Origin of the sequence: Actinospineispora eucalypti (genome assembly GCF_039543365.1) — a bacterium.
Lineage (GTDB): Bacteria > Actinomycetota > Actinomycetes > Mycobacteriales > Pseudonocardiaceae > Pseudonocardia > Pseudonocardia eucalypti.
This window is the reverse complement of the sequence record NZ_BAABJP010000023.1, coordinates 19,265-31,818: the sequence shown is the minus strand read 5'-3', so window position 1 is coordinate 31,818 and position 12,554 is coordinate 19,265. Positions and strand designations below refer to the sequence as shown.

The following is a 12,554-nucleotide window of genomic DNA, read 5'->3' as shown; positions in this document are numbered from 1 at the left end:
GCCAACCCGCCACCGAACCCCTCACCGGCCACACCGGCGCCGTCTACGCCGTATGCCCCGTGACGCTCCCTGACGGGTGCACCGTGCTCGCCTCCAGCGGGCGGGACAGAACGGTGCTGGTCTGGACGTTCCCGGGTCCGACTCGCCGGTTGAGCTCATCAGCCGCGGGTGACGCGGTGGGTGTTCGCTCGGAGCGCTCGGTTGGTTTTGGCGAGATCGCGTAGCCCGGGCCGCCGGCTGTGGACTTGACGTGGACAAGGTGCCGCTCCCGCTGGTACCTCGCCCCGAGGACCGACTCGAGCGTTGCGGGCTGGCCAATGGGTGACGTCGTCGTCCTGCCCCGGCCGCGCGGGGATGCAACTGCGGCGTGCCGGATGCCGTATCTGAGCCCGCCCGGACGTGTCAGCGGCATGGGCAAGGCGCCCATCGCCGCGCTCTGGCTGATCAGCGGGTTGATCGCAGGGGGTGATTAGGCGGAGGGCGGCTGGAGAGTTGCGGACGAGCTCGGTGTTCGACAGGCCCGGTCTGGAGTAAGGGGTCAGCGTTTGTAACGGATTAGGTCGATACGGGAGTGAATTTGTAGTTTGCGAAAGACCTGCCGGAGATGAAAACCCACTGTGTGCCGGGAGATGAACACCTGGCTGGCCACTTCCCTGTTGGTCAGCCCGCTCGCCACCAGCTCGGCCACTTTCCGTTCAGTCTCGGTCAGGCTGTCCCAACCAGCGGCCGGGCGCGGGACGTGTTGCCAGTGACGTCGCCGCACTCCGAGGTGGCGTAATCGACGTCTCACCCGCGCTGTGTCGCGGTCACTGCCCGTCGTCGTGTAACCCTTCATGGCGCGCACCAACTCGTCGATCGCGGCATCCTGGTCGCCACGGGCGAGTAGCTGGAGCCCCCGGTCTTCCAGCGTTGACGCCTGTTCCCACGGATTCGGTCGGAGCGCGGCCACCTGGGCCAGGGCATCGGGGTCACGGTCCAGCAAAGCCCGGGAGTGCATGGCCCCCGCGCGAAGCGCGACCAGCTTGGGGTTGTCCGCCTGGAGCTTTTCGGCGGTCGCGACGACCAGTTCGGCGACGTCGCGCATCTCGCTGGCAATGGCGGCACGGACACACCAGGGAGCCGCGATCGGATCCTCCAGCACGAATTCGCGTCGCGCTTCGGCGTTGACCAAGACGTCTTCCAGAATTGCCATCGCTTCCCGAGGGCCGCTTCTTGCCTCGGCCAGTTGTGCGGTGAGCAGAAAGCGCATGGCCCACCACGGCCGGCAGTAGCTCTTGGGAAAGAGCTCCTCGAGCGCATCGAGATGCTCCTTCGCCTGGACGAGGTTCCCTCGGCGCAGCGCGACGACCCCCAGCACCCCCCACGCTTGCGGGGCGAACATGAGGATGTATCCGTCGGCCATCAACTCGATGCCGCTCCTCGCGTCGTCGGCGGCATCGTTGAGCCGCCCCTTGGCCAGATGCAGCGCGGATCGGAGAATTCTCGGCACGGCGAACGACGGCTTTGCCTCCTGGCTTTCCTTTATCGCGCGGGAGCACGCGCGGATGACCGCCAGCGCCTCGTCGAGCTCGCTGAGCTTGATGTGCATCGAGGCCAGGACCCAACGCGGATCAAGCAGCTGCGTACTGTCAGTAGCGCGGTTGGGTTCGACCGTGTTCCGCAGAAGCGTCAGTGCTTCGTCTACGCATCCATCCCGCCACTGGCCCAATGCGCGGACGGTCCATGCGCACACGTTGACCGAGCGAGCATGGCTGTCACGCGTCCCAAGAATCTCGTCGGCGCGCCTGACGGCGGCGCCGTTGTCGGTGAGGCAGAGGGAGACAAGGCGAGCGAGCTCGGCCCGCGACCGATGTGCCGCGTCGACCTCCAGCACAGCCAGTGCGTTGCCGGACATGGCGGCCGCTTCGGACACCTCGCCCTTAAACAGCAGCGCGACCGACAGCCAGGCTTGCAACGATGCGACGGCCTTGGCGTGCGCGCTCGACACTTGCTGGTCGAACTCGACCTGTTTCATGGTGTCCTTGGCCAAGCTGACGGCCTGGTCCACCGCGCCTTCCCGGATGGACGCCTCGACCGCGGTGCAGGCCAGCAGAACCCAGTCGGGTTGATCGGGGTTCACCAACTCCATGCCTCGGGTGGCGAAAGCCCCAGCGGTCGCCGGAGCGGAGATGAGCAGTTGTTCGGCGGCTTGCGAGATGATCCGCACGGCGTCGATGTCCCCGTGCTGTGCGCTGTGGACCAGATGCAGGGCCGCAGCCTCCAGGCCGTCGGGCTGGGCAAGAAGCGTCTTCGCTGCCTGTCGGTGCACCAGCACGCGTATGGGCAGCGGAATGGAGTCGAGCACCACCCGCCACACCGGAGCGGTGCGGAAGGCGAAGGCTTCGCACCGGCAGACCACAAGTCCGCGATCGATCGCCTCGTCCAGCACAGGGAGCAGATTGACCGGTGACTCGTCGAGCATCGTCGACAGGTCTCTCGGGCTGAATGTCGGTCCCAGCACCGCCGCCACTTTCAGCGCCTTCTTCGCGGACGCCGAGAGCGGTTCCAGACGCCGGTGGACCATCGCGACGAAGCGCCGCGGAGCCCCCGGGGCACCGGCCGCCGCGAGACCAGGCACAGCGGAAGCGGCCGTCAGACGTGCCGTGCCATCGCCGACCTGCAGATCGCCGTCCTGGACCAGACCGTGCGCCAGCTCGATCACCGTGCGTGGCGCGCTGCCGACCCCTTCGGCCAGCTCGATGACGGCGGGGTCGGGAACCGCGCCGAGGCAGTCGGTCATCAGCTGAGTGACCGCATCGCGGGAGAGCGGGCCAAGGTTCTGGATCCTGTCCGCGCCGAGTCTGGTGAACTGAGCCACCCGCAGGTCGTAATCCACACCGTCCCGCTCCGGGTTAGACATCACCATCCATACTATTGAGCAGTTGCCCAGACTCATGATGAGCCTACTCAGAGCCGTCAGTATGCTTGTATCGAAAAGGTGCAGGTCATCAATCGTGACGAGGACCGGGCCGCGCTTTATCAGGCCAAGAAGCCAGATCTTGACCTCCTTGAGCCCGGACGTGGTTATCAGCGCGCGGTGACCGTGCCCAACGATCCCGGTATTCGACGTGTTCCTCGCTGAGACACCCAGCGCCAGACCGGCTTCGGAACCCCGGGCGCCGGCGACACCTTCAACCGCCGAGAACCCGCCTTTCACGCCGATGTCAATCGCTTCGGCGAGAAGGCTGGTCTTGCCGACCCCGGACCCGCCTTCCCCCAGCAGCACCCTGCTCCGCCGCGTTTCCACCGCATGACGAAGCGCCGACTCTATCTGCTTTATCTGCGTTTCACGCCCACGCAATGGACGCGCTAAGCGAGTCTTTACGGCGCCATTCATCGCGACACTTGATGAAGATTCGGACATCAGCACTCTCGTCCCTCCCATTGGGCGTTCCACCCATCGAGTTCCAGAGCTAAAAGGCGATCGAGCGTCCGAAATCTTCTCCGCATGATGCATCAGCGACAAGTGGCGAGGGCACACTTTTCAACGATGACAAGCCTAGCATCAATTTCTAGCGCAGCCAACAGCGAAGGTTCTCGTCCACCTAAGCGGGTGATTTCCGCACTACGTAGCGTCGGTTCAAGTGCACTGTATACATCTTCGTACGGCAGACCAATAGGCCAATACGTCGAATTTGTTAATCGGCTAGGCACGGTTACCGCACCCTTATACAATTGCACGGGTTCGAACAGGACTTTCGTCCGTCCAACTGGGCCGGAGTAGCCACTGACACCACAGCGGTGCCCCGCCGGCTGCTCAAGAGCTACGCGCCTGCGCGGGTTGACCATCCTCACTCGGGCTGGTCACGGGCTCATGCCGTCGGATGAACCACCATCCGACCGCGGCCGTGAGGGATGTGTGCGCGGCGGTGCGACCACCAGAATCGAGGTTGCTGAATCCTGCCCTGGACAAGGTGGCTTCGGGAAATCGAGGATAGGACCTCATGGGAGATAGCAGACTCACCGAAGAAGTTTCCCTCAAGCGGCTCACCGATATTCCCGTCGCCCCCGGAAGGCTCCCCGGCTTCGGTCACGTCTGGCCGTTGTTGCGTCGACCGTTCACGTTCCTGGAGTCCCTGCGCACAATCGGCCAGATCGTGCGGGTCGACTTCGGACGGACCCCGCTCTACATGCTGACGAGGCCCGAGCTGATCCATGAGGTGATGGTCAACCAAGCTCGCCTCGCCGAACGCGGCGGCATGTTCGACAAAGGTTGCGAGATATTCGGCAACGGACTCCTGACTTCGAACGGCGAGTTCCATCTGAGGCAACGACGACTCATGCAGCCTCCGCTGCACCGAAACCACATCGGCGCCTATGCGGGCCTTATGTGTGACAACACGCAAAAACTGTCGGAATCCTGGCGGGCGGGCCGGCACGTCGACATCTGTCACGAGATGTCCGATCTGATCACGATAAACACCACACGTGCCATGTTCGGACTGGACCTGGACGACGATGCCACGCAGGCCGTGCGCCGGATAATACCGACGCTATCAGACACCTATATAGTTTACTTGCAGACTCCGAAGTCCCTCGAACGCCTTCCGATCCCCGCGAACCGCCGTTTCAAGATGGCCAGCCGTTCCCTTCATGACATTATCGACAGCGTTATCGAACGGCGCTTGGAGCGGCCGAAAGCACCCAACGACGACCTGCTCGGGAAGCTCATCAGCGCACGGCATCCCGACACCGGGGAAGCCATGGGCCGGCGGCAACTCCACGACGAGGTCATCACCATCTTTCTTGCCGGGGTCGTGACCACCGCGACCACGCTCGCCTGGACGTTTCGCGAGCTGGAACGGCACCCGGACGTCGAAGCACGGATACTCGATGAGCTAGGCAGCCTCCTCGACACGGACGTGCCCCTTGATGAGGCTGTCCACAAGCTGGACTACACGCCGAGGGTGCTCGACGAAGTCCTGCGTCTGCACCCCTTCCTGCTGGGTATGCGCGTCGCGGCCCAGCCGCTCCTCCTCGGCGGAGTCGAGATCCCGTCGGGCACCCAGTTGGGCTTTAGCCCCTACACGGTGCACCGTGACCCGTGCATGTATCCCGACCCGATGCGCGTCGACCCTGACCGCTGGCTATCCGATCGCGCCCGCCACCTGCCGCCCGGGGCCTTCACGACCTTCGGCATGGGGCGCCACCGGTGCATCGGCGAGTTCTTCGCCCAGACGCAGGTGCTGATTGCGCTCGCGATCCTGCTGCCCCGGTGGAAGCTTCGCTCGGTACCGCGCCAGGACGTACACGAGGTCAACGGCATACACCCTCGGCCCAGCTCGCTTCGCATGGTCCCGCACCCCCGCGAGCCGTAACGGCCGTGGGGATCCGGGCGCTCACGACGGCCGACACCCGACCCGCCCCGTGCCCGGCCTGAGGAGGTCGTCGTGTTGGAGACCGAGGTGGTGATCGTCGGCGCTGGCGTGGCCGGCCTGGCGATGGCCCTGGAACTGCGCTCTCGAAAGATCGACTTCGTGCTGTTGGACCAAGGCGACGAGCGTGGGGCGCCCGACCCGGGTGTGGTCGGGCCGCGCGCGATGGAGCTGTTGCGCCGGTGGGGAGTCGCCGGTGCGATCCGCGGCGCCGGATGGCCCGGGGATCACCCGCTGGACTGTGCCTGGGTGACCCGGGTCGGCGGGCACGAGCTGTACCGGCTGACCCGGTACACGATGGACACCCGGCCGCCGTTTCGGCACACCCCCGAGCCGCCGGCGATCTGTCCTCGGCACTGGCTGGAGCCGCTGTTGCGCGACGAGCTGGGTAGCCACCCGGACGGTCCGGTGCGGCCGCGTTCCCGGCTGGAGGGGTTCGAACCGGACGGCGACGGGGTCACCGTCACGGTGTCCGATGCGGCGGCAGGGCCGGGCCTTCGGGTGCGAGCCCGCTACCTGGTCGACTGCGACGGCACGGACGCGCGGGTCCGGGAGAACTGCGGCATCGCCGCACCGACCCGTTACAAGGCGCAACGGTTTCGGGACATCCTGTTCCGGGCGCCGCGGCTGCGCGAGCGGCTGGGCGAGCGGCATGCGGCTCTGTTCTATCTGATGGCCTCGCCGGCGGCGCGCTACCCGCTGGTGGCGGTGGACGGCGCCGGGCTGTACCGGCTGAGTATCCACGCGGCCGAACGCGTCGCCCGGCAGACCGACGCGGCCACCGTGATCGGTGAGCTCCTGGCGGAGCCGACCCCGGTGCGCATAGTGGCGGACTCCGAGTGGTGGCTGGCGCCCCGGGTCGCCGAACGGTTCGGGCACGAGCGGGTGTTCCTGGTCGGCGACGCCGCGCACGCACTCGCGCCGGCCGGCGGCTTCGGCCAGGACCTGGGCATCTGCGACGCGGCGAACCTGGGCTGGAAACTAGCCGCCGCTCTGCACGGCTGGGCCGGCCCCGGCCTGCTGGCCAGCTACACCGCGGAACGCCGGCCGACCGCGTTGGTGGCCCTGACAGAGGCGCAGCGCAACCTGCACCGCGCCCAGGCGCGCACAATTCCCGAGGAGCTCAACGACGACACCCCGGACGGCGAGCGCGCACGGCGGGCGATGCGCGCGGGGCTGGTCGTCGACGGCGCGGCCCACGAGTTCGACGCCCCGCGAATCCACCTCGGCTTCCGGTACCCGGACTCGCCCGTCGTGGTGGCCGACCCGAGCGCGCCCCCTGACGGCGCCCCTCGGCCCAACTCCCGCCCCGGCTCGCGCGCGCCGCACGCCTGGGTCAGGCCCGGGATGTCCACTCTCGACCTGTTCGGGGACTCCTTCGTCCTGCTGCGCACCACCAGCACCCATGCCGCCACCGACCCGGAGCCGTGGACCAGGGCGTTCACCGCGCGACGGGTGCCGCTGCGCGTGCTGGACCACACCGAGCCCGAGGTGGCGGCCGCCTACGAGCGGCCGCTGGTGCTGGTCCGGCCGGACGGGCACGTGGCGTGGCGGGGCAACCGCCCAGCGGAGGACCTGGGCCGGCTGGCGGACACCGTCCGGGGAGGGCGCGCGCAATGACCGCGCGTCACTGGACCGCCAGCCGCTCACGCGGTGGGGTCGGTTCGGCCTCGGCCGATGGCTCGACGGGCAACGCGGGCGCTTGGGGTTTGCGCATGAACGCGGCCAGCAGCACCCCGCCGATGGAGATGAAGGTGCAGACCAGGAAGGCGTCGGCGTAGGCGGAGGTGATCACGGCACCCTGTAGCTCCCGGTACAGCGCGTACAGCCCGGCGGGACCCAGCTCGCGCAAGGCCTGCAGTTCGGGAAGGTCCGAGGTGGCCGGGAGCAGGGCGGATCGGTCGGCGAGCAGCTGGTCGCTGTTGTTGCTGACGATCACGGTGAGCCCGGCCAGGCCGAGCGCGGAGGACACCCGTTGCGCGATGTTGTTCACGGCGCTGCCGGAGCCGGCGTAGGCGACGGGGATCGCGGCCAGGCCGGCGGTCATGATCGGAATCAGCGCGAGGCTGTTCCCGATGGCGCGAACGCAGGTCCACAGGACGATGTCGCTCGACGGGGTATCCGGGGTGATGCCACACAGCAGGTAGGTGCCGTAGGCGGCGATGGCCAGCCCGACCATCGCCGGCCAGCGCGGGCCGACCAGGTCGTAGAGCTTGCCCGCTACCGGCATCAGCGTGGCCAGCACGACCGCCTCTGGCAGCAAGATGAGCCCCGCGCGCAGCGGTTGGATGCCCTGCACCTCCTGCAGGAACAGCGGCACGTAGAACAGCAGCGCGAACATGCCGACCGACAGCACACCAATCAGCAGCAGCGAGTTCACGAACGTCCAGTGCGCGAACACTCGCAACTCGATCAGCGGGTGCTCGACCTCCAGCTCGATCACCACGAACAGCGCGAGGCTGAACAGCGCGGACACCACCAGCAGTAGGATCGGGTACGAGTCCCAACCCCAGGACTCGCCCTCCGAGGTGGCCAGCAGCAGCGCGAACAGGCCGTATCCGCCGGTGAGGAACCCCCACCAGTCGAACGCCAACCGCTGTGCGACGTCGACCCGGGGCAGCAGGAAGTGGGCGGCCACCGCGCCGACCACGCCCAGCGGCACGTTGATGAAGAAGATCAGCCGCCAGTCCACGTACTCCACCAGGTAGCCGCCCAGGGTCGGGCCCACGGCCGGGGCGAACGCCACCCCGATCCCGTACATGCCCATCGCCGTGCCGATCCGCTCGCGCGGCACGATCTTGTACACCATGGACAGCGCTGCCACCGGGAGCACCCCGCCCGGCACCGCCTGCAGAATCCGGAACACGATCTCGCTGCCCAAATCCCATGCCAGGCCACACAGGGCGGACCCGAACGCGAACAACATCATGGACGCGGCGTAGACCCTGGCCAGCCCGAACCGGTCGCCCAGCCAACCGGACAGCGGCACCACCACGCCCAGCGCCAGCGTGTACGCCGTGGCCACCCACTCGATGTCCTCGTTGGTGACCGCGAAGTCGCGCGCCATGGTGGGCAGGGCAACATTGATGATGCTCATGTCCAGCAGCGACATGAACATGCCGGTGATCAGCACCGCGAGCGGGACCACCCAGCTCTGGGAGGCCTCGTGGGATCGATCGATCACCCCTTCAGCTCCCTTCTTCGAGACCCTCGACGAACTAGAGCTCGGGCGCAGGCGTGTCAACCGGCGTGGACCTGGCAGCCAGGTCTTTCTCTCGTCTCCTCCGTTCCAGTCGGCCGATCATTGCCAGCGCCGGGCCGGTCGATGCGGTTGTCACCAACGTCATCGGGAGAATCGCCAGGTACAGCGTCGCCGAGATGATGTTCGTCGAGTATCCGACCTGTAGCACCAACAGTTCGGTCAGCCCTCGGGTGTTCATCAACGCACCGGTCCGAGCCGCGTCCCAGGTGTTCTGCCCGCCCAGCCGTGCTCCGAGGTAACCGCCCCCGACCTTGCCGACCACAGCCACGACCAGCACCAGCGTCACCAGCGACCACGGCGGCACGGTCGGCGCCGCGCTCAGCACCGAGAAACCGGCCGTGGCGAAGTAGAGCGGAACCAGCGGCCGCGCGCGGCGGGAGATACCGGACACGATGGACGGCCACACCCCGCTCATCGGGATCGCCACCACGACCAGCACCGCGCCGAGAATCGCGGTAAGTCCTGCCTGATGGGTGAAGTGGGCAACGACGAGCGCAATGATCGCGACAACCGCCATCGCCGGCGACCGGTACCTTCCCGCCATCTGATCCACCGCGTCGGCCTGTAACACCCGACGCAGCAGCAGCGCCAGCAAGGCGCCGCCCACCAGCATCGACATCGAGCGAACGGATGCCGCCGGACTGCCTACCGTCAGGCTCACCGCCACGGACAACATCAACCAACCGGCCACGTCCATCACGATTGCCGCACCCAGCGACACCTTTCCCACGCTGGTGTCGTCGAGCTCTCGGTCGGCAAGGATCCTGCTCAGCACGGGTACCGCGGTGATGGCCATCGCCACCGCGACGAACAACACGAACGCCGTCTTCGATGCGGTGCCCCGCTGTTCCGCGCCCCCGTGGGCCAGCAGCCAGGCCCCGAGCAACCCGCCGAGACACAGCGGAACGACATACCCCACGAAGGCCACCCGACGAACCGCCAGCCGCTCCCGCCCCCGGAGCCCGGACCGGAGTCCGTGCGCCAGGCCGACCAGGAACAACACCAGCCCGGCTTCGGCGAGCGCCCCCACCCCGGCCATCACCTGTGACGGCGCCAGCAGTCGGGGCAGGTCCGGCCCGGCGATGAACGAGAGCGTCGGGATGGCCGCCAGGCCTACCGCGATCTCGCCGATCACTTTGTCAGACGCCACCAGCTTGGCCGCCGCGCCGCCGAGCCGAGCCAGTGCCAACACCACAACCGTTACCGCCAGCACGTGGGCGGTGACCACCAACGGGGACCACCCGGCTTCCGTCATAGCCGTTCGACGGAAGCCATCCATGCCGGCGCAAGGAGCCTGTCCCGCTCGTCGTATCGAAGTTCGGCCCGGTCCGATGCGTCTCCGACCGCTGATGCCGCCTGCTCCTCGATGTAGCGGCGGGTGAACGCCGTGGTGAAAGGAACGAGTTCGAGATTGCGAATCACCCAGCCGGGGGTTTCGGCGAAAAGCTCGTGAATGTAGTCCTTGCTGATCCCGTAAGGGTATTTCAGGGGCGTCGAATCGGAGAGGCAGATCATGTGCAGCAAGGCGGACGGTTGGCAGGCTTTGTGGACCGCAACGAGGTACGCCGCTCGCTGCTGCTCGGTAAGTCCATGGGAAAACGTGCAGTCGACAACGGTGGCGAACCGGCCCTCGTACCCGGTGAGCGCGGTGGCGTCCGCGGCGACGAACTCGGCGTCCAGCCGTCGCTGCCGTGCCTGCGCACGGGCGCGGTCGACGGCCGGCGACGCGATGTCGACGCCGACGACCTGGTAACCGCTCGCGGCGAGGAACAGGGCGTTGTCGCCACCGCCGCATCCGATGTCGAGGATCTCGCTACGGATCTGGCCCGACTGCTCGAGCTCGGTCAGTGCCGGTTGGGGTCCACCGATGTCCCACGGCAGGAAATCAAACGTGATGCCCGCCTCGCGCGCCCATTCGCTGTGGTTCAGCGCGTCGAGATCGCCCTGGTACAGGGCACTGAATACATTTTGTGAATCCAGTTCGCTCATCTGGCTCATTCATCGGAACCTACCGACAATTGCCCGGAGCACGATGTCTCAGAGGCAATGCGCGGCTGCCCGGCCGGCAGAAACTACCAACGCGTGCGGGTTGCCGCGCAGAATTTCTGTGCCGCTGTCGTGGGAGCGCGACGAGTCTCCTCGATTCCGCTGGAATCGGAGGATGTGCGGGATCGTGGGGATCCGTGAGAGTCGGTGTGACCAGACGCCCCCGACCCTCTGGCGAGGATCGCCGTGACTACATCATCGAACGCTGAGGTCGACGTGCTCGTCGTCGGCGCGGGACCCAGTGGCCTGGCAACCGCGCTCGCGGTGGCCCGATACGGACTTCGGGTGCGGGTCGTGGACCACAAGGACGGACCGGTCGAGCAGGCGAGGGCGACCATGGTGCACGCGCGCACCCTGGAGTACCTCGACCACTTCGGCCTGGCCGACCATGCGATGGCGCAGGGCACGCCCATTACCCACGTGCAGGTGTACGACCAGAACCGCGGCTCGGCGGAGCTGCCACTTGCCGGACGCGGCATCGAGGGACGCACACGCTTCCCGTGCGCGCTGTCGCTGCCGCAGTCGAAGTTCGAAGCGACCCTCGTCACGGCACTGGCCGAGTACGGGGTGAGCGTCGATTGGAACACCCGCCTCGAGGACGTCACCGACCACGGCCACAACGTCGGCGCCACGGTTCGGCGCGGCGCTCAGCGGGAACAGGTCGTGGCTCGCCGGCTGGTCGGTGCCGACGGCGCTCGCAGCACGGTGCGCCGCTGCCTCGGCATCGCGTTCAACGGCAGCACATACCCGCAGATCGGCCTGCTGGCCGATGTGGCGCTCGACGCGCGACTACCGCCGAACCGGCTGCGTCTGACCCTCACCCGCGGCGGCTTCGTCGGAGTTGTGCCCATCGGAGACGGCACCTATCGGCTGTTCGGCGCGGTTCCGCCCGGCTTCGGCCCGACACCGTCGTGGTCGGAAACCACACACGATCCCTACGCCCAACTCGCCAGGGATCGGCTGCGGAAGTGGTGGCGGGAGTACTTCCAGGCCGACGGGGAACTGCGTGACGTCGTCTGGGCGTCGCTGTTCCGGTTTCACAGCTGCATCGCGGATCGGTTCAGCACTGGGAACGTGTTCCTTGTCGGGGACGCCGCACACATTCACAACCCGGCGGGCGGCCAAGGACTGAACCTGGGCGTCGGAGACGCCACGAACCTCGCCTGGAAACTGGCGCTCGTCTCCTCCGGCGAGGCCAAGGTGAGCATCCTGCGCAGCTACGAAACGGAGCGGCGCCGGGTCGCACGGACGATCATGCACAACACCGACCGGGGATTCAAGCTGGAGCTCGGCGGTAACGCGGCGGTGATGTGGATCCGGATGCGCCTGCTCAGGAGGCTGGTCCGGCCGCTGACCCGCCTGCCTCTGGTACGCAAGATCGTCTTTCGGATACTGTCGCAGACCTGGATCAGCTACCGCGGCAGTCCCGCGGTAGCCGCAGGACCGGCCACCGGGAGCCTGCGCGCCGGTGATCGGGCGCCACATACGGCGCTGGCCACCACCTCCGGAAGCATCCTCGACGTCCTGCGCCAGAGCGGCTACCAGCTACTGATGTTCGAAGGCATCTCCCCCACCGCGTCGCTGGGCGAGCTCGGCCGGATCGGCGCGGAACTGCCCGAACGCTACCTGTCGCCGGTGCGCGTCCACGTCATCCCGCGCGCCGAGACGGCCGCCCACGAGACGTACGGGGCACACCACACCCGCGTGGTGCTGGTCCGGCCCGACGGGCACATCGCCCTGATCGGGGAGCCGCGCGGACCAAGGGACATCGAACCGCTGATCACCCACCTGGACGGCATCCTCCTCACCCGACCGCGGGTGCTCACCTGAGC

The 12,554-nt window shown here is 67.4% G+C and carries 8 protein-coding genes; 4 read left to right on the top strand and 4 right to left on the bottom strand.

The features are described from left to right. Nucleotides 1-224 (top strand): WD40 repeat domain-containing protein (locus tag ABEB12_RS42180; RefSeq protein ID WP_425572263.1); only part of this gene is annotated, 224 nt, incomplete at its 5' end. 314 nt (nucleotides 225-538) lie between these two features. Here ABEB12_RS42180 and ABEB12_RS22380 read toward each other — a convergent pair. Further along, nucleotides 539-3,265, bottom strand: a complete 2,727-nt coding sequence (locus tag ABEB12_RS22380) for a LuxR C-terminal-related transcriptional regulator (protein WP_185066008.1) — start codon at nucleotides 3,263-3,265, stop codon at nucleotides 539-541. A gap of 718 nt (nucleotides 3,266-3,983) precedes the next feature. Here ABEB12_RS22380 and ABEB12_RS22375 point away from each other — a divergent pair. Together ABEB12_RS22375 and ABEB12_RS22370 are read left to right on the top strand one after the other, a co-directional pair. Continuing rightward, entirely contained in the window at nucleotides 3,984-5,357 is a 1,374-nt protein-coding gene (locus ABEB12_RS22375; RefSeq protein ID WP_185066007.1) for a cytochrome P450, read from the top strand. A gap of 72 nt (nucleotides 5,358-5,429) precedes the next feature. Then, nucleotides 5,430-7,034, top strand: coding sequence for an FAD-dependent monooxygenase (locus ABEB12_RS22370; protein ID WP_345703045.1), 1,605 nt, complete (start codon nucleotides 5,430-5,432; stop codon nucleotides 7,032-7,034). A 7-nt stretch (nucleotides 7,035-7,041) separates the two neighbouring features. Here ABEB12_RS22370 and ABEB12_RS22365 read toward each other — a convergent pair whose 3' ends face one another. Genes ABEB12_RS22365 through ABEB12_RS22355 form a run of 3 tightly spaced genes read right to left on the bottom strand, consistent with a single transcriptional unit; the run spans nucleotide 7,042 to nucleotide 10,674 of the window. Beyond that, complete coding sequence (locus ABEB12_RS22365; RefSeq protein WP_345703044.1) at nucleotides 7,042-8,598, bottom strand: MDR family MFS transporter; 1,557 nt, start codon at nucleotides 8,596-8,598, stop codon at nucleotides 7,042-7,044. Nucleotides 8,599-8,632: 34 nt separating this feature from the next. After that, nucleotides 8,633-9,904 (bottom strand): cation:proton antiporter, encoded by a 1,272-nt coding sequence (locus ABEB12_RS22360; RefSeq protein WP_345703046.1) that lies wholly within the window; start codon nucleotides 9,902-9,904, stop codon nucleotides 8,633-8,635. A 23-nt stretch (nucleotides 9,905-9,927) separates the two neighbouring features. Then, a complete protein-coding gene (locus ABEB12_RS22355) occupies nucleotides 9,928-10,674 on the bottom strand; it encodes a methyltransferase domain-containing protein (RefSeq protein ID WP_185066005.1) in 747 nt (248 codons plus the stop codon). Between the two features lie 234 nt (nucleotides 10,675-10,908). Here ABEB12_RS22355 and ABEB12_RS22350 point away from each other — a divergent pair, with 234 nt between their 5' ends. Then, nucleotides 10,909-12,552, top strand: a complete 1,644-nt coding sequence (locus tag ABEB12_RS22350) for an FAD-dependent monooxygenase (RefSeq protein WP_185066004.1) — start codon at nucleotides 10,909-10,911, stop codon at nucleotides 12,550-12,552. Nucleotides 12,553-12,554 lie beyond the last annotated feature (2 nt).

Bases quoted from the DNA above. Each gene is read 5' to 3' on its own strand.
- ABEB12_RS22375 (WP_185066007.1), top strand. From the start codon at position 3,984: ATGGGAGATAGCAGACTCACCGAAGAAGTTTCCCTCAAGCGGCTCACC.
- ABEB12_RS22355 (WP_185066005.1), bottom strand. From the start codon at position 10,674: ATGAGCCAGATGAGCGAACTGGATTCACAAAATGTATTCAGTGCCCTG.